Here is a 21,235-nt window from a genome sequence, read left to right as displayed (position 1 = left end):
TCGCCGACATGGTTGAGAGCTCCCGCCCGTACGACGTCGTCCTGTTCGGCGCCACCGGCTTCACCGGCGGCCTGACCGCCGACTACCTCGCCGCGCACGGCGGCGACCTGCGCTGGGCCATCGCCGGGCGCAACGAGCGGAAGCTCGAGCAGGTCCGCGACCGGCTCGCCGCCACCCGGCCGGACCTGGCCGACCTGCCGCTGCTCGTCGCCGACGCCGCCGACCCCGACGCGCTCGCCGAGGTCGTCGCGACGACCAAGGTGGTCGCCACGACGGTCGGGCCCTACGTCCAGTACGGCGGCCCGCTGGTCGCCGCGTGCGCCGTCGCTGGCACCGACTACGTCGACCTGACCGGGGAGCCGGAGTTCGTCGACCGCACCTACGTCGAGCACAACGCCGCCGCGGAGGGCTCGGGCGCCCGGCTCGTGCACTGCTGCGGGTTCGACTCGATCCCGCACGACCTCGGCGCGTACTTCACGATCAAGGAGCTCGCCCGCGAGGTCGGCGGGGAGATCACCGCGCCGGTCACCATGCGCGGCGTGGTGCGGTCGAAGGCCAGCTTCTCCGGCGGCACCTTCCACTCCGCGCTGACCGCCTTCTCGCGCGCGCGGCAGATGAAGGAGGCGTCCAGCGCCCGGCGCCGGATGGAGCCGCGCCCCGAGGGCCGCCGCTCCCGCGCCTCGGCCAGCGCACCGCGTCGCGACCGCGACCTCGGCTACTGGCTGCTCCCGCTGCCGACCATCGACCCGTTCGTCGTGGCGCGCAGCGGGGCCGCGCTGCCGGCCTACGGCCCGGCGTTCACCTACTCCCACTACGCAGGGACGAAGACCCTGCGCTACGCGGCGGGCGGCGCGATCGGCGCCACCGGCCTCACCCTCGCCTCGCAGGTGCCGCCGCTGCGCAACGCGCTGCTCAAGCGGGTGCCGCAGGGTCAGGGCCCGTCCGAGGGGCGGCGGGAGAAGTCATGGTTCACCGTCGACTTCGTCGCCGAGAGCGGCGGGCACACGGTGCACACCCGCGTCTCCGGCGGCGACCCCGGCTACACCGAGACCGCGAAGATGCTGGCCGAGTCGGCCATCTGCCTGGCCCTCGACGAGAACCCGAACGTCTCCGGCCAGGTCACCACCGCCACCGCGATGGGCGATGCGCTGCTCGCCCGGCTGCAGCGGGCGGGGATCGCCTTCGAGCGGGTCTGACCGGCGCTCCGTCGTACGGTCGGAAGAGCCCCTGACAGCACGACGACGGCCGCCCGGGTGACCGGGCGGCCGTCGTGCGGATGGGTTGCGGCCCCACTCCTCAACCCATGCTGAGGGGGCAGGTCAGCGCTGGCGGCGGACCAGGCGCTGCCGGGCGAGCAGGGCTGCCGCCGCGGCCAGCAGGCCGCCGCCGGCGAGGCCGAAGGTGAGGCCCAGGTCGGGCTCACCGGCGTCGGCGGAGCCGGCATCGATGCGGGTCGGGACCGGCACCGCCTCGGTCACGCCGCCGACCTCGTCGACGTCCTTGACGTCCGTCCGGTCGTCCGGGAGCTCGCCCTTGCCGCCGTCCTCCGCGGTGGGCTCGTCGGCCGGCTCGTCACCGGGCTGGTCCTGGGGCTGGTCCTCAGGCTGGTCACCCTCCTCGGGGTGGGCGAGGTCGTCCGGGCCGTCGGGGCGCGGGCCGTCGTCCTCGCCGGCGGTGATCTCACCGGGGCCCTCGGGCTTCGGGTCCGGCTTCGGGCCGGGCTCGGGGTTGGTGAACCCGCCGGGGCCCTCCGGCTTCGGGTCCGGCTTCGGGCCGGGCTCGGGGTTCGTGAAGCCACCCGGACCCTCCGGCTTCGGGTCCGGCTTCGGCTCGGGCTCGGGGTTCGTGAAGCCGCCCGGGCCGGTCGGCTCCCCGTCACCGGGGATCGCGACGACGATCGGGCCGGGCCCGAACCCGTCGGCGTGGGCGACCCCGCCGCCGACGGCGATCGCGGCGGCCGCGATCGGGGTGGCGACGAGGAGGCGGAGGGCGGTGCGGGCGGTGGTGTTCATGTCTGCTCCTGGTGTGGTGGGCCGGTGCGGGCCCGGTTCGTGTTCGTTGGGAGTAGGAGCAGCGGGGGTTCGGGACCTTGCAGCTTTTCCGCGGAAGTTCTTTCGGGCTGGTCGGGAGGGGTTCGGCGGTGCCTGCCTGGCGGTGCGGGCCGGGGCCGGGTGGTGGTGGGGGGGCTGACGCGCGCTGCAACACGTGGTTCGCGGCTGTGGCAGCCCGTTGGCCGCGCGACACGCCGGGTGACGCGCCGGTGGGGCGCGGTGAGCGGGCGGGGAGGTCGGTGGACGACGTGTTGCATGGCGGGGCGGCGTACGTCGGCGGGCCGGGCGGGCTGTAACACGTGGTTCGCGGCTGTGGCAGCCCGTTGACCGCGCGACATGCCGGGTGACGCGCCGCTGGGGCGCGGTGAACGGGCGGGGAGGTCAGCGAACGACGTGTTACATGGCGGCCACCGGCCCACCGCCCCCGGCCCACCGCCCCCAGCCACCAGCCGACCGCCCCGACCAGCTCAGCGCCGCTCGGTTCCGACCAGGCGCGCGTAGACGATCGTGTTGTCGGGGTAGCCGTCCGCCGTACGGGTCCCGCCGCAGGTGATCAGCCGCAGCAGTGGCTCCTCGGTCGCCGGCCAGATCCGCGCGTAGGGCAGCTGCTCCTTCGGCACGTCCTCGACGTCCTCGACCACGAAGGTCGCCACGGCGCCGCGGCGGTGCACGCGGACGGTGTCGCCCGGCTCGAGGGTGGCGAGGTCCCAGAACACGTCGGGGCCGTCGGGGCCGTGCACGTGGGCGACGACCACCGCGCCGCCGGGCTCGCCGGGGCGCGGGCCGGGGGAGTACCACGCCGCCGTGCCGAACTCCGGGGTGTCGAGCGAGCCGTCGGCCGCCAGGCCCCGGCCGGTGAGCGGCTCGTCCACGCCGATGACCGGGACCTCGATCCGGGTCGGTGCCGTCACGCGCTCGGGCGGCGTCGGCGCGGCGGGGACCGGGGGAGCCGGTGGCAGCGCCAGCGCCGGCGGAGCAGGTACGACGGCCGCCGGTTCCTCCTCGCGCTGCAGGCCGGGCAGCACACCGGGCAGCACACCGGCCGCGAGCGCCGCCAGGCCTGCGACCAGCCCGACGAGGAGGACCAGGTCGGCGAGGCGGGTGCGCGTGTGGCTCATGCAGGTAGGAGCCGACACAGCGGCGGACCTTGCAACTTCTTCCCGGGGCCCTGGACCAGCCCCAGACCAGCCCCGGACCAGCCCCGCCGGACCAGCCCCGCAGGATCAGCCCCGCAGGATCAGCCCGGGCAGGGGTCGAAGGAGAAGGTCCGCGACCGCGTCGAGCGCAGCCCGGCGGTGTCGGTCGCGGTGAAGGTGACCGTCACGCTGCCGCCGACGGCGACCGGGATGCTCGCCCGCCAGCGGCCGCCGGAGCGGGTGGCGGTGGCCTGGCCGTTCGCGGAGCCCGACCAGGTGACCCGGACGGACTGGACGCCGGTGCCGTCGCTGACCTCGGCGGTGACCGGGATGCTGCAGCTGGTGGCGCCGGCGGTGATGGTGCCGACGACCGGCGGGCGGTTCACCCGCAGGGTGACGGTGACCAGCTCGGTGCCGCCGGACCAGGTCACCTCGACCTGGCCGCGGTGCGTGCCCTCGGACAGCCCGGAGCGGCTGGCGCTGACCCGCAGGCCGGTCGACCCGTCGGCCGCGATCCGGCCGCCGCTGGTGGAGACCGAGAGCCAGGCGGTGCGTGCCCGGGCGGTGAAGTCCACCGGGCTCCCCCCGACGTTGGAGAGCCGGACGGTGCCGCTGGTGCCGCTCGAGCCGAGGTCGATGGAGCGGGTGGAGAGCCGCAGCTCGCCGGGCGCGGCGGCGACGGTGCTGTCGGTCGTCGGCTCGCTGGTCGCGTCGGTCCCGTCGGTGGACCCGGTCGTCCCGGTCGTGCCCGTCGTCCCGGTGGCGGTGCTGGTCGGGGCGGGGTCGCTCCCGGCCCCGGTGGTCGGGTCCGTCCCCTGCGCCGAGGATGAGACCGGCGCCGGTGACGTCGCCAGCGTGCTGGTCGGGGTGTCGACGGCGACCAGGTCGGTGTCGCCCCCGGGCCACAGCAGGGTGACCAGCGCGACCCCGGCGAGCAGGAGCAGGACCGCCGCTGCCGCGACGAGCCCGCTGCGCCGACGGGCACGCTCCGCAGCACCGCCAGCACCGCCAGCACCGGCAGCACCAGCAGCACCAGGCCCCGAGGCGGGCGCCACCGCTGGCTGGTCGACGTAGAACGCGACGAGCCGCTCGTTGTCGAGCACCCGGTCGCGCAGCGCGGCCGGGGCGGCGAAGGCGGGCACGCCCGCCAGCAGCGCCAGCGGGCTGACCATCAGCCTGCGACGGCTCTCGCACACCTCACAGTTGTCGATGTGGCGTGCGACCCGCTTGCGGACGAGGGGGGAGAAGGTGCCGTCCCAGTCCTTCAGCACGCTCGCCAGGTCGGCGCAGTCGTCGCTGCCCTTGCGGGCGATGAGCAGTGCGCCCAGCGCCCGCTCGACCTGGTCGCGCGCACGGCTGAGCATGACGTAGGCGTTCGACGGGGTCACGTCCATCGCCGCCGCCAGCTCGGCCCCCTCCAGGCCCTGGCGCAGGTGCAGGTCGATGAGCGCCCGGTCGCGGTCGTTGAGGCCCTCGACGGCCGCCCAGACGAGCTCGCGCAGCTCCGCCTGGTGGGCGTCGTCGGCCACCACGTCCTCGGGGCTCGGTCCGTGGTCAGGCATGGCTTCCAGCCACTCGTCGTCGTGGGCCTCCCGGCCGCGGGCGCGCAGGGTGCGCAGGCACTCGTTGCGTACGACGGAGTAGAGCCACGGGCGCAGCCGGGACGGGTCGCGGAGCTGGCCGACCTTCTCGGCCATCACCACGAAGGAGTCGGCCACGCAGTCGGCCGCCTCCTCGGAGCTGCGCAGCATCGACCAGGCGAAGTCGTGCAGCCGGTCGGCGTACTTCTCGTACACCCCGGCGAAGGCCTGCCGGTCCCCGGCGAGCACACCGGCGACCAGGGTCGCGTCGTCGGGCAACGCGGCCGCGGCAGTCATGGCGAGATCGTAGGGACACACGGGTGTGAGCGGCCAGAGTCGCGAGCCTTGCACTTTTCTGCCCCTGAAATCGCGTCGCCCCCGGCGCCCGGCGGGGCGCTGGATGGAACCGACAACGAACGGCCGCCAATCCTGTGGGATCCGTTGTGTCGCCGCCCCCGCCCGGGCTGGCAGTGTCGAGAGCGTGCCAGAGGTCTCTCGAATCGCCATCGTCAACCGCGGTGAAGCGGCCATGCGGCTCATCCACGCCGTCCGCGACCTGAACGCCCGGCACGGCGCCCGCGAGGCGATCCGCACCATCGCGCTCTACACCGACGTCGACGCCGGCGCCGCCTTCGTCCGCGAGGCCGACGAGGCCTACCTGCTCGGCGCGGCCGCCGACCGCCCGTACCTCGACCTCGCCGTCCTCGAGCAGGCCCTGGCCCGCACCGGCGCCGACGCGGCGTGGGTCGGCTGGGGCTTCGTCGCCGAGGACCCGGCCTTCGCCGAGCTGTGCGACCGGCTCGGCGTCACCTTCATCGGGCCCAGCGCCGAGGCGATGCGCAAGCTCGGCGACAAGATCGGCTCGAAGCTCATCGCCGAGGAGGTCGGCGTCCCCGTCGCCCCGTGGAGCCGCGGCGGCGTCGACACCCTCGAGGAGGCGCTGGCCAGCGCCGAGCAGATCGGCTACCCGCTCATGCTCAAGGCCACCGCCGGCGGCGGCGGTCGTGGCATCCGCAAGGTGGCCACCGCCGACGAGCTCGCCGACGCCTACCAACGCACCCGCGACGAGGCCGAGCGCGCCTTCGGCAGCGGCGTGGTGTTCCTGGAGAAGCTGGTCACCGACGCCCGCCACGTCGAGGTGCAGGTCATCGCCGACGGCCAGGGCACCGCGTGGGCGATCGGCGTGCGCGACTGCTCGGTCCAGCGCCGCAACCAGAAGGTCATCGAGGAGTCCGCCTCCCCGCTGCTCGGGGAGGCCCAGACCGCCGACCTCAAGGCATCCGCGGAGCGGCTCGCCAACGCGGTCGGGTACGCCGGCGCCGGCACCGTCGAGTTCCTCTACCACCCCGGCGAGCGCACCTTCGCGTTCCTCGAGGTCAACACCCGCCTCCAGGTGGAGCACCCGATCACCGAGGAGGTCACCGGCACCGACCTCGTCGCGCTGCAGATCCAGGTCGCCCGCGGGATCCCGCTGTCCGGCGAGCGCCCCGACGAGCGCGGCCACGCCGTCGAGGCGCGGCTCAACGCCGAGGACCCCGACCGCGACTTCGCCCCCGCCCCGGGCCGGATCAGCCGCCTGGAGTTCCCCGCCGGGCCGGGCATCCGCGTCGACACCGGCGTCGCGGAGGGCGACACCATCCCCGCCGACTTCGACTCGATGATCGCCAAGGTCATCGCGTGGGGCGCCGACCGCGAGCAGGCTCTCGCCCGCCTGCGCCGCGCGATGGCCGAGACCACGGTCGTCATCGACGGCGGTGCCACCAACAAGAGCTTCATCCTCGACTTGCTCGACCAGCCCGAGGTCACCACCGGCGAGCCGGCCTGGGCCGACACCGGCTGGATCGACCGGGTCCGCGGCGAGGGCCGCCTCCAGGCCGCGCGCCACTCCGGCATCGCGCTCGTCGCCGCCGCCATCGAGGCGTACGACGAGGAGGAGCGCGCCGAGATCGCGCACCTGCTGCGCACCGCCCAGGGCGGCCGGCCGCAGGTCCAGCACGACCCGGCACGCACCATCGAGCTCAAGCTCCGCGGGACGACGTACGCACTCACCGTGCAGCAGGTCGGCCCCGCCCGCTACCGCGTCACGATCACCGCCGGTGCGGTCGAGCGCACCGTGTCCGCCAACCTCGACCGGATCGACGAGGTGCACGGCCGGCTCACCGTCGACGGGCACCGCTACCGCCTCGTCACCGCCAGCCACGGCACCGTCCACCTCGTCGAGGTCGACGACGTCATGCACCGGATCAGCCGCGACGAGGGCGGCATGGTCCGCGCACCCGCCCCGGCGCTCGTCGTCGCCACCCCGCTCGCGGTCGGTGACGAGGTCGCTGCCGGGCAGCCGGTGCTGGTGCTCGAGTCGATGAAGATGGAGACCGCGCTCACCGCGCCGTTCACCGGCCGGGTCAAGGAGCTGCTGGTCCGCGTCGGCAGCCAGGTCGAGACCGGCGCGCCGCTGGTGCGCCTCGACCCCACCGCCGACGCCGCGGAGGAGCAGGAGGCCGGTGGCGCCGAGGTCGACCTCGACCTGCCCGAGCCGCTGCCGATCGCCGAGTCCGGCCGTTGCGCCGAGGCGCGCGCGGCGCTGAGCAGCCTGCTCCTCGGGTACGACGTCGAGCCGGACCAGCGTCCCGCGCTGCTGGCCGACTACCTCGCCTGCCGCGACGCCGGCTCGCCGGCCGACACGCTGCGCACGGAGATGGACCTGCTGTCCCTCTTCACCGACTTCGCCGAGCTCAGCCGCAACCGCCCGGCGGGTGACGAGCCGTCCGCTGAGCTGCGGGTGCACAGCTCGCGCGAGTTCTTCCACACCTACCTGCGCAGCCTCGACCCCGACCGCGGGGCCCTGCCCGAGCACTTCCGGGAGAAGCTGCTGCGGGTGCTCGGCCACTACGGGGTCGCCGACCTGGACCGCACGCCGGACCTCGAGCGCGCCGTGTTCCGGGTGTTCCTCGCCCAGCAGCACACCTCCGACGTCGAGATCGCCGTCGGCGTCCTCCAGCGCTGGCTCGGCGACCCGCCGCCCGAGGCCGAGGACCGCGCCGCCGTGCGCGCCCTGCTCGAGCGACTGGTCCGCGCCACGCAGCTGCGCTTCGCCGTCGTCGGCGACCTCGCCCGGTCGGTGCGCTTCAGCTGGTTCGACCAGCCGCTGGTCGACGACGAGCGCCGCGCCGTGCTCGAGGGCGTCGCCGCCGAGGTCGAGGCGCTCACCGACCCGGCGGCCGCCGACCGCGACGCGCGCATCGCCGCGCTCACCGCGATCCCCGAGCCGCTCGTCGGGTTCCTGCGCGACCGGCTCGGCGACGGCCTGCCCACGAGCGAGCCGCTGCTGGAGGTGCTGATCCGGCGTCACTACCTGGAGTACGACCTCCACGACCTCACCGTCAGCTCCCCGCAGGAGCACGACGGCCGCCCCGTCGTGCACGCCGAGTACGCCACCGACGACAAGGGCGCCACCCGGGTCATCTCGACGATCGGTGACGTCGCCGAGCTCGCCGACCCCGACGGCCCGCTGGCGGCAGCCGTCAGCTCGGTGCTCACCGACGACCACGACGACGTCGTCGAGGTCTACCTGCGCTGGCCCGACGCCCCGGCCGAGGCCGACGACGTCTCTGCCGAGCTGGCCAAGATGCTGGCCGAGCAGCCCTTCGCGGAACGCGCCCGCCGGGTCTCCGTCGTGGTGTGCCCCAGCGCGCCGCAGCCGGTCGGCTACTTCACCTTCCGCCCCGGCGGCGACGTGCTCGTCGAGGACACCCTGGTCCGCGGCATGCACCCGATGGTCGGGCGCCGGCTCAACCTGTGGCGGCTGCGCGAGTTCGACGTCACCCGGCTCGCCGCGCCCGACGACGTCCTGCTCTACGAGTGCGTCGCCCGCAACAATCCCGCCGACCGGCGCCTGGTCGCCGCCGCGCAGGTGCGCCAGCTCGCCGTCGTACGCGACGACGAGGGCAGGGTCATCGCGCTGCCGCACGCCGAGCGCGCGGTCGAGAACTGCCTCGAGGCGATCCGCCGCGTGCGCACCGCCCGCGGCCGCGAGGGCACCAAGCTCGACGTCAACCACGTGTGGGTGACGGTGTGGCCGGTCGTCGACGCCGACCTCGACCAGCTCGCCGCGCTGCAGGGCAAGATCACCCCTCTCAGCGAGGGTGCCGGGATCGAGGAGGTCCTCGCCGAGGGCCGCGTCGCCGGCCCGGACGGCGGCGCCCCGGTGCCGCTGGCGATCCGCTTCCACGCCAAGCCCGGCGCCGGCGTCGTCGCCGACGTCATCGAGCCGCCGACCGAGCCGCTCGCGCCGCTCGACGACTACACCGGCAAGGTGCTGCGTGCCCGCCGCCGTGGCCTGGTCTACCCCTACGAGCTGCAGGCCGTCCTCGCCGGCGGCGGCTCCGTCGTCGAGCACGACCTCGACGCCTCCGGCCGCCTCGTGCCGGTCGACCGGGCGCCGGGCCAGAACACCGCCGGCATGATCGTCGCCGTCGTCACCACCCCGACCGCGCTGCACCCCGAGGGCATCACCCGGGTCGTGCTCTGCGGCGACCCGCTGAAGTCGCTCGGCGCCCTCTCCGAGCCGGAGTGCTCGCGCGTCATGGCCGCGATCGACCTCGCCGAGGAGATGGGTGTCCCCGTCGAGTGGTTCGCCGTGTCCGCCGGCGCCCGCATCTCCATGGAGAGCGGCACCGAGAACATGGACTGGGTGGCCGCGGCGCTGCGCCGGATCGTGGAGTTCACCCAGGTCGGTGGTGAGATCAACATCGTCGTCGCAGGCATCAACGTCGGCGCCCAGCCCTACTGGAACGCCGAGGCCACGATGCTGATGCACACCAAGGGCATCCTCGTGATGACGCCGGACAGCGCGATGGTGCTCACCGGCAAGCAGTCGCTGGACTTCTCCGGCGGCGTCTCCGCGGAGGACAACCACGGCATCGGCGGCTACGACCGGGTCATGGGCCCGAACGGCCAGGCGCAGTACTGGGTGCCCGACCTGGCCGGCGCGTTCAACGTGCTGATGTCGCACTACGAGCACACCTACGTCGTACCGGGGGAGCCGGGGCCGCGCCGTGCGCCCTCCAGCGACCCAGTCGACCGCGACGTGTCGGGCTTCCCGCACGGCGGCGACTTCGCCACCGTCGGCGAGATCTTCTCCGCCGAGCACAACCCCGACCGCAAGCGGCCCTTCGACATCCGCACCGTGATGCGGGCGCTCGCCGATGCCGACCACGAGATGCTCGAGCGCTGGGCCGGCATGGCCGACGCCGACACCGCGGTGGTCGTCGACACCCGCATCGGCGGCTACCCCGTCAGTCTCGTCGGCATCGAGTCCAGGCCGGTGCCGCGCGCCGGCTTCCCGCCCACCGACGGCCCGGACACCTACACCGCGGGCACCCTGTTCCCGCGGTCGTCGAAGAAGGTCGCCCGCGCGATCAACGCCGCCTCCGGCAACCGGCCGCTCGTGGTGCTGGCGAACCTGTCCGGCTTCGACGGCTCACCGGAGTCGATGCGCAACCTGCAGCTGGAGTACGGCGCCGAGATCGGTCGCGCGATCGTGAACTTCCGCGGCCCGATCGTCTTCTGCGTGATCTCCCGCTACCACGGCGGCGCGTTCGTGGTGTTCTCCAAGCGGCTCAACCCGGAGATGACCGTCCTGGCGATCGAGGGCTCCTACGCCTCCGTGCTCGGCGGCGCGCCCGCCGCGGCCGTCGTCTTCTCCGCCGAGGTCGCCAAGCGCGCCGCCGCCGACCCGCGGGTCGCCGAGCTCGAGGCCTGCATCGACGGCGCCGGGGACGGGGAGCGAGGCCGGCTCGTGGTCGAGCTCGCCGAGCTGCGCGCCCAGCTGCGCGCCGAGAAGATCGCGGAGGTCGCCGCCGAGTTCGACGCGGTCCACAACATCCACCGCGCAGTCGAGGTCGGCTCCGTCGACGAGGTCATCGCGGCCAGCGACCTGCGGCCGAAGGTGGTCGCCGCGATCGAGAAGGGGCTGCACGGCTGACCCGGCCCGCTGCCCGGCCCGCCCCCGGCCCGGGTACGGTCTCGCGTGACCAAGGGCACAACTCCAGTTACGGGACTCCTGACAAGGGTTCTCCACTTCTCCGATAGCGTCCCCCGCGGGAGACGTCCGTCGGCGTCGGCGTGGGAGTCGCCGGCTCGGCGGGCCGGACAGGGGAGGGAGCCCCGGTGGGTTTGCTGGAGCGCGCCCGGAGGGGGGCGCAGCGCGGGGAGCGCGGCGCCGTCGCGGTGCTCGGGTCGTTCTGCCTCGTCGTGCTGCTGGTGGTCGGCGTGCTCGCGGTGGATGCCGGGCTGCACCGGGTGCTGCGTCGCGACCTCCAGGCCGTCGCCGACGTGGTCGCCCTCGACCTCGCCCGTGAGCTGACCGGCAAGCCCGTCTCCGGCTACTCGAGCGCGGACATCCAGCGGATCAACACCGCCCGGGACCGCAGCGTCGCCCGCAACGCCACCGGCGTCGGCGGGGACCTGCCGCCCGGCGCGGTCACCTGGCAGCTGGTGGTCCGCGGCGACGACGGCGGCTGGCAGCAGGCATCCGCCACCGACGTGCCCGGCGGCATCCGGGTCACCGTCGCCCACGACGTACCCATGGCCTTCTCCGGTGTCACCGGGGTCAGCCGCGGCGACGCCCGGCGCAGCGCCGTCGGCATCGCGGCGAAGGTCGCCTGCCTCAAGGTCAGCTCGTACGCCGCCCAGGTGGACACCGGGCGGTCCTGGCTCCTCGACGCCCTGCTCGGCAAGCTGCTCGGCAGCGGCCTCTCGGCCCGGGTCCTCGACCCCGAGTCCGGCCTCGCCGGCGTCGACCTCTCGCTGCTGGAGCTCATCGAGGAGCTCGACGCCCTGGTCGGCGCCGACATCTCGGTGGCGTCGTTCACCAAGGCCGCCGGCGTGGGCGTCGGCCTGTCCCGGCTGATGCTCGCCGCCGTCAACGTGCTCGAGCGGCAGAGCGGCCGGCTCGCCGAGGTCGACCTGCTGCGCAACGTGATGGGCGGCCTGCAGGCGAACGTCTCGAACATCGACATCACGCTGTCCGACCTCGTCGAGCTCGACACCGACCAGGAGGCGGCGGCCGAGGTGAAGCTCGACCTGCTCGACCTCGTCGCGGGCTCCCTCGCGATCGCCAACGGCGAGAACGTCATCGCACTCCCGTTGAACGTCAAGGTCCCGCTGCCCCTCGGCTCCGGCGGTTCCAGCCTCGTCGACCTGTCGGTGCGGGTGAAGGTCGGCCAGCGCCCGGTCGTCCAGTGCGGCGGCAAGGCCGAGAGCTCCCAGGTCGAGCTCGAGCTGTCCGGCAACGCGGTGAACCTCGACCTGGGCCTGGTCAAGGTGCAGGTGCCGCTGTCGATCCGGGTCACCCTCGCCGACGCCAGCGCCACGGCGCAGAGCATCACCTGCCTGTCGGAGGGCAAGCGGGTCAAGCTCCTGATCGACAGCGGCCTGCTCGGGGTCGACGTGCGGCTCGGCCAGCGCGCCGGTGACCCGACCTCGCCGAAGCTGCGGGTCGCGCTGCTCGACATCGGCCTGTCGAGCTGGAAGGGCGTCGAGGTCGTCAGCGGCACCATCGCCCTCAGCAGCGGGCAGAGCACCAGCCGGCCGACCCGCGTCGTCGACCTCGACATCGTCGGCGACGACTACTCCGCGCTCCTGCCCGCCGCCGTCGGCGGCCTCGGCATCCCGACCCTGCACCTGGCGTTCACCGACCTCACCCTGCTCGGCGGCCTCGGCCCGCTCTCCTCCCTGCTGGAGTTCCTCGGCATCGGCAGCCTGCTGAACTGGGTCTCGAAGCTGGTGCTCGAGGGCCTGGTCAACCCGCTGGTGAGCGGCCTCGACCGCTGGCTGCTCGACCCCCTGCTGCGCACCCTCGGCATCGACCTTGCCGGCGGCACCGTCCAGGCCGTCCCCAGCGTCGACTGCGGCCGCCCCCGCCTCGTCGGCTGACGGCCGGGCCCGGGTTCCTCGCCGGGATAGTCCCTGACGAAAAGCACCGTCCGACGGCGTGTCGCGGTGCTTTTCGTCAGGGACTACCGCGCCGCCGTACCCGGCCGGACCGGGATAGTCCCGGGTCAAAAGCACCGCGACACGCCATGCGAGGGTGCTTTTGACCCGGGACTACCGCAGCCGGGCGGGCCTCAGACCGGGGTGATGGGGAGGGAGCGGCGGGGCTGGAAGGTGAAGCCGGCGCCGGTGCTGAAGCGGGTGACGGCGACCTCGCTGGCCTCCGGCGCCGGGTCGGTACGACGGACCACGCTCGCCCGCCAGCCCTCCTCGTTAGCGAGCGGTTCGACCTCCACGTCCAGGTGGGGGTCGACGGCGCGGACGACCGCCTGCAGGGCGCCGGTCCTGGCGGGGCCGCACAGGGAGATCCACGCCTCGTCCTCGTGGGCGGGGGAGGGATGCACGACGAGGGTGCCGTCGGTGAGCGAGGCGTCGACGTACGCAGCCGGGTTGAGCAGCGGGTGCACGGACAGCAGCCGCACGGCCGCCGCGACCGGGTCCTCGGTCCCGAGCAGGCCGAGGGCGCGGGCGAGGCGCTCGGCGCCGATGCCGGCGACGCCGACCAGCTGCTTGCGGCGCAGCTTCTCCAGCTCGCCGTCGGTCTCGGTGCGCTCAGCGACGGCGAGCGCGAACGCGCGGTCCAGCAGGTGCATCTGCAGGCAGACCTCGTCGGCGATCCGCACCAGCGCGGAGCGGGAGAACGCGGCGAAGTCGAGGTCGGAGAGCAGCGGGCCGGAGTAGTCGCTGCGGCCCTCGTCGGCCGGGTCGATCGGGTCCAGCGCGAGCGTCGCCGCGCGGGAGCGCTCGTTGACCTCCAGCGCGGGCACGGGCTCCGGCGTCGGGTGCGACTCGTCGATGGTGACCGTCCACGCGCAGTGCGCCCCGCCCGCGCGCTCGGCGCTGTTGTGCGGCGGGCGGTGGATCGGCCGGATCTGCGCGTGCGGGTTGGTGGCGATCGCGGTGGCGTCGAAGGTCGGGTCCTCGATGTCGTGGCACATGCCGCGCACGTAGTCCTCGCCCATCGGCTCCACGTCCATCAGCGCGCCGCAGTGGTCGAGCCGGAACTCCCCGCGCCACGGGTCGTGCACGGTGAACCGGAAGTCCATGAACTGCGGGGGAGCGCCGATGTCGAGCTGCAGGCCCTTGAAGATCGTGACCACGTCGCCGCGGCCGGGCTCGGCGGGCGCGTAGCCCAGTGCCTGCTGCATCCGCCGGGTGTAGATCGGGCTCGCCGCCGCCCACTCCTCGATGGCGACCTGCAGCATCTCCTCGCGCCCGAAGGCGGCGATGCACCAGGCCATGCCGGAGCGGTCGATGAGCTGCCCGATCAGCAGCAGCTCGGGTACGACGACCGCGAGCTCCTCGCGGCTGAGGTCGGTGTAGCGGCTGGTCATGCCGGTCGTCATGCCGGTGCTCAGCCCGCGAGCCCCAGGCGCGCGGCCATCTTGTCGAGGTAGGCGAGCACCTTGTCCTCCTCGGCGTCGGGCACGCCCCAGATCAGCTCGGTGGCCCCGGCGGACATCCAGTCGGCGAAGTCCTCCTCGGTCGGCTTCTTCGCGACCAGGATGCGCACGTCCGGCTCGCCCTCGCGGCCGGCCTCGGCCCACTCCTTGCGCAGCAGCGCGGCCTTGTCGGCGATGCCGGTCTCGATCGGGGTGGTCATCCACCCGTCGGCGTTCGCGGCGATCCACTTCATCGTCTTCGGCCCGCCGCCCGCACCGATGATGACCGGGATCCGGCCCTGCGGGGGCTTCGGGTAGGCCCAGCTGGGGCCGAAGGACACGAACTCCCCGTCGTACGACGCCTCCTCCTGGGTCCACAGCGCCCGCATCGCCTCGAGGTACTCCCGGAGCACGGTGCGCCGCTTGCCCGCCGGGACGTGGTGGTCGCTGAGCTCGTCGGTGTTCCAGCCGTAGCCGGCGCCGATGGTGACCCGGCCGCCGGAGAGGTGGTCGAGGGTGGCGAGGGTCTTGGCGAGGGTGATCGGGTCGGACTCGACGGGCAGCGCGACCGCGGTGGACAGGCCGATCCGCTCGGTGACCGCCGCGCAGGTGGCCAGCGAGACCCACGGGTCGAGGGTGCGCAGGTAGCGGTCGTCCGGCAGCTCCTCGCCCCCGGTCGGGTGCAACGCGTCCCGGCGGACCGGGATGTGGGTGTGCTCGGGGACGTAGATGGTGTCGAAGCCGCGCTCCTCGGCCGCCTGCGCGAGGCGGGCCGGGGTGATGCCGCGGTCGGACGTGAACAGGACGATGCCGTTGCGCATGACGCCAACAGTAGAACGTGTTCTAGCGTTGCGCTAGACACCTGTCTGGTTGGCGACGCCCTGCTCCGGACGGGCCTCCGCGACGGCCAGCGGCTCGCGGTCGACCACGCCGGCCCGCAGGAAGCGGCCGGTGCGCTCGCCGCCCACCAGGGAGGTCGGCGCGCTGCCGTGCCACACCGCCCGCCCGCCGACGTAGACGTGCGTCACCGTGGCGTCGTTGCGGTTGACCATCCGCGGGAGGCCGTCGTACGCCGCCACCGGGGCCTCGTGGTACTCCTCGAGCGTCGCGTCGAGCCGCTCGGGGTCGAGCACGACGAGGTCGGCGCGGTCGCCCTCGCGGATCCGGCCGGCGTCGATGCCGTACCACTCGGCGAGCTCGCCGGTCAGGCGGTGCACCGCGCGCTCGGCGCTGAGGAACGGACGACCGGCGCGCTCGGCGTCGCGGGCGTGCTTGAGCAGCCGCAGGCCGAAGTTGTAGAAAGCCATGTTGCGCAGGTGGGCCCCGGCGTCGGAGAAGCCCATCTGCACGCCCTTCTCCTGGGCGATCTTTCGCAGCACCTGCGGGCGGTGGCCGGAGATCGTGGTGCGCCAGCGCACCGCCGTGCCGTGCTCGACGACGAGGTCGAGGAAGGCGTCGACGGGGTGCTGCCCGCCGCGCTCCACGCCGACCTGGCCGAACGACTTGCCGATCACGCTGGGGTCGGGGCACGCGACGATCTCGGCGTCGAAGAAGTCGCGGTGCCACACCCGCGGGCCGAACTTCGACTCGTAGTCCTTGCGGAACGCCTTGCGGTACGCCGGGTCCTTCATCAGCTCGTCGCGGGCGACCTTCTCCTGCAGGTGCAGCGCCTGCGCGCCGGAGCCGAACTCCTCGAAGATCACCAGGTCGATGCCGTCGGCGTAGACCTCGAAGGGCACCGGAAGGTGCTGCCAGCGGAAGTCGGCCCCGAGCCGGTTGACCGTCCCCGCGAGCAGGCGCATCAGGTGGATGATGAACGGGATCGCCTTGAGGTCGGCCGCCGAGAGCAGCGAGGTCTTCAGCGGCTTGCGGAACCAGCCGCCGATCGATGCCAGGGCCTGCAGCAGGATCGTGTGCGGGTGCGAGGCGTCCGGCCCGGCCTGGATGACCCGGTCGCGCTCGCGCAGGACCCGCCGCAGCCGGCGCATCTCCCGGCTCTTCGCGTACGTCGAGGGCAGGGTCCGCGAGCGGCAGCGCTCGCCGTCGAGCTTGTCGAACAGCAGCTGCTGGGCGGACATGCCGACGAACCCGGCGTCGAGCGCCTCGGTGAGCATCTGCTCCATCCGTCGCTGCTCGGCGGCCGACGGGCGCACTTCCGGGCGGGTGGCCCGGTCCAGGCCCATCGTCGCGGTGCGCATGTCGGAGTGCCCGATGAACGCCGCCAGGTTCGGGCCCAGTGCGCGGCGCTCGAGCGCGGCGACGTACTCGCTCGCCGAGCCCCAGTCCTTCGCCTCCTCGACCGCGCGGATCGCGTGCATCCGCGGGATCGCCTCGACCCGCCCGAAGAGGTCGCCGGCGTCCACGCCGCCGACGTGGACGGTCGACAGCGAGCACGAGCCGAGGAGGACCGTGGTCACGCCGTGGCGCAGCGACTCGAGCAGCGCCGGCCCGGCGAGGACCTCGATGTCGTAGTGGGTGTGGATGTCGAGGAAGCCCGGGACGACCCACCGGCCGTGCGCGTCGACCACGTCGGGGCACCCGGTCGTGTCGAGCGGCGTCGCCGACACGGCGGCCACCCGGCCGTCGCGGATGCCGACGTCGCGGACCTGCGCGGGCGAGCCGTCGCCGTCGAAGTAGAGACCGCCGCGGACGATCGTGTCGAAGGCAGGGGTGACGGGTGCGGCTGGCATGCCAGCACGCTAGGCGATCGGCTCGACCGGATCTAGAACAAGTTCCAGAAATGTCTTGCACGGCTCGCTGCCCGGTCCTAGGTTGGACACGTGTCCAGTCAACTGACCAGCTCGCCGCGGCGCCAGCTCAACCAGCGGCAGGCGGCGACCGTGCAGCGGTTGCTCGAGGCCGGCCTCGAGCAGCTGGCCGAGGTCGGGCCCGAGGCCCTGACCGTGCGGCAGGTGGCGATGCGGGCGGGTGTCTCGCCGGCCACGGCCTACACCTACTTCTCCTCGAAGAACCACCTGCTGGCCGAGCTGTTCTGGCGGCGGCTGGTCGACGACGCCCCGGCCACACCGACCGGCGGGTCGCCGACCTCCCGGGTCCAGGCCGTGACCCGGGCGCTCACCGAGCTCTGCGAGCACGACCCGCACCTGGCTGCGGGCGCCACGGTCGCCCTGCTCGGCTCCGACCCCGACGTCGACCGGCTGCGGCTGCGCATCGGCGCGGAGTTCGTCACCCGCTTCGAGGCCGCGCTCGGCGACGCCGCGACGCCGGAGCTCGTCGACGCCCTCGTGCTCGCGTTCTCCGGCGCGCTGCTGCAGGCCGGCATGGGCCTGATCACCTACGCCGACCTCGGCGACCGCCTCGACACGGTCGTCGCCACGATCCTGGGGGACCACCGATGACCGCCGACCTCTCCATGGCCGGGGACCTCGTCTTCGACCCCTACGACTACGCCTTCCAGGACGACCCCTACCCGACGTACCAGCGCCTGCGCGACGAGGCGCCCGTCTTCCATGCCGCCGCCGACGACCTCTGGGTGATCTCGCGGCACCGCGACGTCTTCGACGTGCTGCGCAACGACACCGTCTTCTCCAACCGGATGGGCGTCTCGCTCGACGCGTCGGCGTGGAACCCCGAGGCGCACCGCGTGATGAGCTTCCTCGGGCTCGACGGCGCCGAGCAGTCCCGCATTCGCAAGCTGGTCTCCGCCGCGTTCACCCCGCGCCGGGTGCGCGAGCTGACGCCGCAGATCCAGGCACTCACCGACCACTACCTGGCCCGCACGTTCGCGGCGAACGCCGAGCACGGCGAGTCCGACTGGATCGCCGACTTCGCCGGCAAGCTCCCGATGGACGTCATCTCCGAGATGATGGGCGTGCCGGAGGCCGACCGCGACGAGGTCCGCCGCCTCGCCGACCTCGTGGTGCACCGCGAGGACGGGGTGCGCGACGTCCCGAAGGCCGGCGTGGAGGCGTCCTTCACGCTGTTCGAGTACTACGGCGAGATGGTCAGGGCGCGCCGTCGCGCCCCCAGCGACGACCTCACCTCGGCGCTCGTCGAGACCGTGCTCGAGGGCGACCAGCTCGCCGACGGCGAGATCATGGCGTTCCTCTTCCTGATGGTCGTCGCGGGCAACGAGACCACCACCAAGCTGCTCGGCAACGCGCTCTTCCACCTCGCCGCCGCGCCCGAGCAGAAGGCGCAGGTGCTCGGCGACATCGCCCTCGTCCCGGCGTGGATCGAGGAGACGCTGCGCCACGACACCTCCAGCCAGATGCTCGCGCGGTACGTCGTCGAGGACGTCGAGGTCGCCGGGGTGAGGATCCCCGCCGGCTCCAAGGCGCTGGTCCTGCTGGGCAGCGCCAACCGCGACGAGCGGGTCTTCACCGACCCCACCACCTACGACATCCACCGCGACAAGGCCGAGCTCTCCGAGATCCTCAGCTTCGGCACCGGCCGCCACTTCTGCCTCGGCGCCAACCTCGCGCGGCTCGAGGCCCGGGTGGTCCTGGAGGAGCTGGTCCGTCGGGTCTCCGACTTCCACGTCCACGCCGACCGCGCGGTCCGCGTCCACTCCACCAGCGTGCGCGGCTTCGCCTCGCTCCCGGTCACCTTCACGGAGAGGAACCGCTGATGCCCAAGCCCGTGCACCCCGACCGGCGTCCGGCCGTCGTCGCCGGCGCCTCGTCCGGGATCGGGGCCGAGACCGCCCGCGCCCTGGCCGCGGCGGGCTTCCCGGTCGCCCTCGGCGCGCGCCGCGTCGACCTGTGCGAGGAGATCGCCGCGGAGATCCGTGAGGCCGGCGGCGAGGCCGTCGCCCACCCGCTCGACGTGTCCTCCGACGAGTCGGTCGAGGAGTTCGCCGCCAAGGCGGCCGCCGACCTGGGCGACGTCGAGGTCGTGGTCAGCAACGCCGCACTCATCGGGCCCGGCTCGCTGCTGGAGACCGACAGTGCGCGGCTCGCCCGCGAGGTCGACGTCAACCTGCTCGGCCCGCACCGCCTCGTCCGGGCGTTCGTGCCCGGCATGGTCGAGCGGCAGCGCGGCGACATCGTCTTCGTCTCCTCCGACACCGCCGTCCGGGCCCGTCCGTTCATGGGCGGCTACAGCGCCACCAAGTCCGGGCTGGAGGGGCTGGTGGCCTCCCTGCAGATGGAGCTCGAGGGCAGCGGCGTGCGGGCGTCCGTCGTACGCCCCGGGCCGACGTGGAGCGAGATGGGCATGGACTGGGACCCCGCCGCCGCCGCGCGGGTCCTCAACGAGTGGGTCAAGTGGGGTCACGCCCGCCACTCCCACTTCATGAAGGCGACCGCCGTCGCGGACGCCATCGCCACCGTCGTCAGCACGCCGCGGGGCATCCACCTCAGCCCCGTCGACGTGAACCCCGAAGCCCCGCTGGAGCGCCGATGAGTCTCGAGAACATCCCCGAGGTGTCGATGGTCGTCGACGACCAGGGCGCCGACGTGCCGGCGATCATCAAGGGCACCGGCCACCTGCCGGAGATGCGGGTCGACCCGATCCGCCTCTTCCACCGCGTCCGCGAGGAGTGCGGCGACGTCGGCCGGTTCCGCCTCGCCGACAAGCAGGTCGTGCTGGTCACCGGCGCCGAGGCCAACGAGGCCTTCTTCCGCGCACCTGACGACGTGCTCGACCAGGCTGCGGCGTACCCCTTCATGACCCCGATCTTCGGCAAGGGCGTCGTCTTCGACGCCAGCCCCGAGGAGCGCCAGCAGATGCTGAAGAACCAGGCACTGCGCGGCGACATGATGCGCGGGCACGCGCAGACCATCGAGGCGGAGATCCGCCGGATGGTCGCCGGGTGGGGCGAGGAGGGCGAGATCGACCTGCTCGACTTCTTCGCCGAGCTGACGATCTACACCACCTCCTCCTGCCTCATCGGCAAGCCGTTCCGCGACGCGCTGGACGGCTCCTTCGCCGAGGTCTACCACCGCCTCGAGCGTGGCACCGACGCGATCGCGTACGTCGACCCCTACGCCGACATCGAGAGCTTCCGGATCCGCGACGAGGCCCGCGAGGAGCTCGTCGCCAAGGTGCAGGCGATCATCACCGCCCGCATCGCGAAGGGCGAGATCCCGAAGGAGGAGCGCGACCTGCTCGACGTCCTCATCGCCGTCGGGTACGACGCCGACATGGTCACCGGCATCTTCATCTCGATGATGTTCGCCGGCCACCACACCTCGTCGGGCACCGCGTCGTGGGCGATGATCGAGCTGCTCCGCCACCCCGGGGTGATGCAGGACGTCGTCGCCGAGCTGGACGCCCTCTACGCCCCCGACGCCGACGGCAACGCGCCGGAGGTCTCCTTCCAGGCGCTGCGCTCGATCCCGGTTCTCGAGTCGGCGCTCAAGGAGACGCTGCGGCTGCACCCGCCGCTGGTCATCCTGATGCGCCTGGTCCAGCAGGACTTCGACCTGCTCGGGCGGACGATCCCCGCCGGCACCGTGCTCGCCGCATCGCCGCGGGTGTCGAACCGGATCGAGGAGGACTTCCCGAAGGCCGACGAGTTCGACCCGGGCCGCTACGTCGACCCGCGCCAGGAGGACCTGCAGAACCGCTGGACGTGGATCCCGTTCGGCGCCGGCAAGCACCGCTGCGTCGGCAACGCCTTCGCGATGATGCAGATGAAGGCGATCTTCTCGGTGATCCTGCGCGACTTCGAGTTCGAGCCGGTCCAGCCGCTCGACTCCTACCAGGACGACTTCAGCAAGATGGTCATCCAGCTCGCCCAGCCCGCCCGGGTCCGCTACCGCAGGCGGCAGCGATGACCCGCCTCTCGCCGGTGGTTGAGGCGCGAGGCGCGCTAGCGCCGAGCCTCTCGCCGGTGGTTGAGGTGCGACTAGCGCCGAGCCTCTCGCCGGTGGTTGAGGTGCGAGGCGCGCTAGCGCCGAGCCTCGAAACCTCCGGCCCCGATGCACCCGACTGTGCCCGGCACCGTCCGCCTGGCAGGCCCGGTGGTTTCGAGGCTCCTCGCTGGCGCTCGTCGCACCTCAACCACCGGGGTGCGGCTCCTCGCTGGCGCTCGTCGCACCTCAACCACCGGGGTGCGGCTCCTCGCT

13 protein-coding genes are annotated in these 21,235 nt (G+C 73.4%); 7 read left to right on the top strand and 6 right to left on the bottom strand.

From position 1 onward, the window contains the following. Positions 1-8 precede the first annotated feature (8 nt). A complete protein-coding gene (locus tag NOCJ54_RS0105915; RefSeq protein WP_028654763.1) occupies positions 9-1,196 on the top strand; it encodes a saccharopine dehydrogenase family protein in 1,188 nt (395 codons plus the stop codon). Between the two features lie 123 nt (positions 1,197-1,319). On the opposite strand, the gene NOCJ54_RS28065 is transcribed toward NOCJ54_RS0105915, so the two are convergent. From NOCJ54_RS28065 to NOCJ54_RS24090, 3 genes are all read right to left on the bottom strand, one after another. Beyond that, a complete protein-coding gene (locus NOCJ54_RS28065) occupies positions 1,320-2,012 on the bottom strand; it encodes a hypothetical protein (RefSeq protein ID WP_028654762.1) in 693 nt (230 codons plus the stop codon). Positions 2,013-2,518: 506 nt separating this feature from the next. Further along, positions 2,519-3,169 carry a sortase domain-containing protein gene (locus NOCJ54_RS0105905; RefSeq protein ID WP_051485519.1) on the bottom strand — a complete coding sequence of 217 codons (651 nt, stop codon included), beginning with the start codon at positions 3,167-3,169 and terminating at the stop codon, positions 2,519-2,521. Between the two features lie 119 nt (positions 3,170-3,288). Next, positions 3,289-5,064 (bottom strand): sigma-70 family RNA polymerase sigma factor, encoded by a 1,776-nt coding sequence (locus NOCJ54_RS24090; RefSeq protein ID WP_036517042.1) that lies wholly within the window; start codon positions 5,062-5,064, stop codon positions 3,289-3,291. Positions 5,065-5,248: 184 nt separating this feature from the next. Here NOCJ54_RS24090 and NOCJ54_RS0105895 point away from each other — a divergent pair, with 184 nt between their 5' ends. Beyond that, positions 5,249-10,750 carry an ATP-binding protein gene (locus NOCJ54_RS0105895; RefSeq protein WP_028654760.1) on the top strand — a complete coding sequence of 1,834 codons (5,502 nt, stop codon included), beginning with the start codon at positions 5,249-5,251 and terminating at the stop codon, positions 10,748-10,750. A 185-nt stretch (positions 10,751-10,935) separates the two neighbouring features. After that, entirely contained in the window at positions 10,936-12,702 is a 1,767-nt protein-coding gene (locus NOCJ54_RS0105890; protein WP_157514800.1) for a hypothetical protein, read from the top strand. Positions 12,703-12,893: 191 nt separating this feature from the next. Here the strand turns inward: NOCJ54_RS0105890 and NOCJ54_RS0105885 are convergent, their stop codons facing one another. The 3 genes from NOCJ54_RS0105885 to NOCJ54_RS24085 are packed head-to-tail and all read right to left on the bottom strand — an operon-like array spanning position 12,894 to position 16,891. Further along, entirely contained in the window at positions 12,894-14,165 is a 1,272-nt protein-coding gene (locus NOCJ54_RS0105885; RefSeq protein WP_232221689.1) for a hypothetical protein, read from the bottom strand. Positions 14,166-14,173: 8 nt separating this feature from the next. Beyond that, positions 14,174-15,022, bottom strand: coding sequence for an LLM class F420-dependent oxidoreductase (locus NOCJ54_RS0105880; protein WP_028654757.1), 849 nt, complete (start codon positions 15,020-15,022; stop codon positions 14,174-14,176). Between the two features lie 33 nt (positions 15,023-15,055). Beyond that, positions 15,056-16,891 carry an N-acyl-D-amino-acid deacylase family protein gene (locus NOCJ54_RS24085; protein ID WP_084254953.1) on the bottom strand — a complete coding sequence of 612 codons (1,836 nt, stop codon included), beginning with the start codon at positions 16,889-16,891 and terminating at the stop codon, positions 15,056-15,058. 90 nt (positions 16,892-16,981) lie between these two features. On the opposite strand from NOCJ54_RS24085, the gene NOCJ54_RS0105870 reads away from it, so the two are divergent. From NOCJ54_RS0105870 to NOCJ54_RS0105855, 4 genes are read left to right on the top strand one after another with little or no spacing between them, the layout of a single operon-like run. Further along, positions 16,982-17,560: a TetR/AcrR family transcriptional regulator gene (locus tag NOCJ54_RS0105870; RefSeq protein WP_028654756.1), complete on the top strand. Its 579-nt coding sequence runs from the start codon at positions 16,982-16,984 to the stop codon at positions 17,558-17,560. Continuing rightward, complete coding sequence (locus NOCJ54_RS0105865; protein ID WP_028654755.1) at positions 17,557-18,792, top strand: cytochrome P450; 1,236 nt, start codon at positions 17,557-17,559, stop codon at positions 18,790-18,792. Before NOCJ54_RS0105870 ends, NOCJ54_RS0105865 begins: the two co-directional genes overlap by 4 nt. Further along, positions 18,792-19,568, top strand: coding sequence for an SDR family oxidoreductase (locus NOCJ54_RS0105860; protein WP_028654754.1), 777 nt, complete (start codon positions 18,792-18,794; stop codon positions 19,566-19,568). The genes NOCJ54_RS0105865 and NOCJ54_RS0105860 overlap by 1 nt, the downstream gene beginning before the upstream one ends. Beyond that, positions 19,565-20,944 (top strand): cytochrome P450, encoded by a 1,380-nt coding sequence (locus NOCJ54_RS0105855; RefSeq protein WP_084254952.1) that lies wholly within the window; start codon positions 19,565-19,567, stop codon positions 20,942-20,944. The genes NOCJ54_RS0105860 and NOCJ54_RS0105855 overlap by 4 nt, the downstream gene beginning before the upstream one ends. The last annotated feature ends 291 nt before the right edge of the window (positions 20,945-21,235 follow it).

Origin of the sequence: Nocardioides sp. J54, assembly GCF_000519005.1 — a bacterium.
Taxonomy (GTDB): Bacteria; Actinomycetota; Actinomycetes; order Propionibacteriales; family Nocardioidaceae; genus Nocardioides.
Note: the sequence above shows the minus strand (reverse complement) of the source record. Positions and strands in the feature narration are given on the sequence as shown.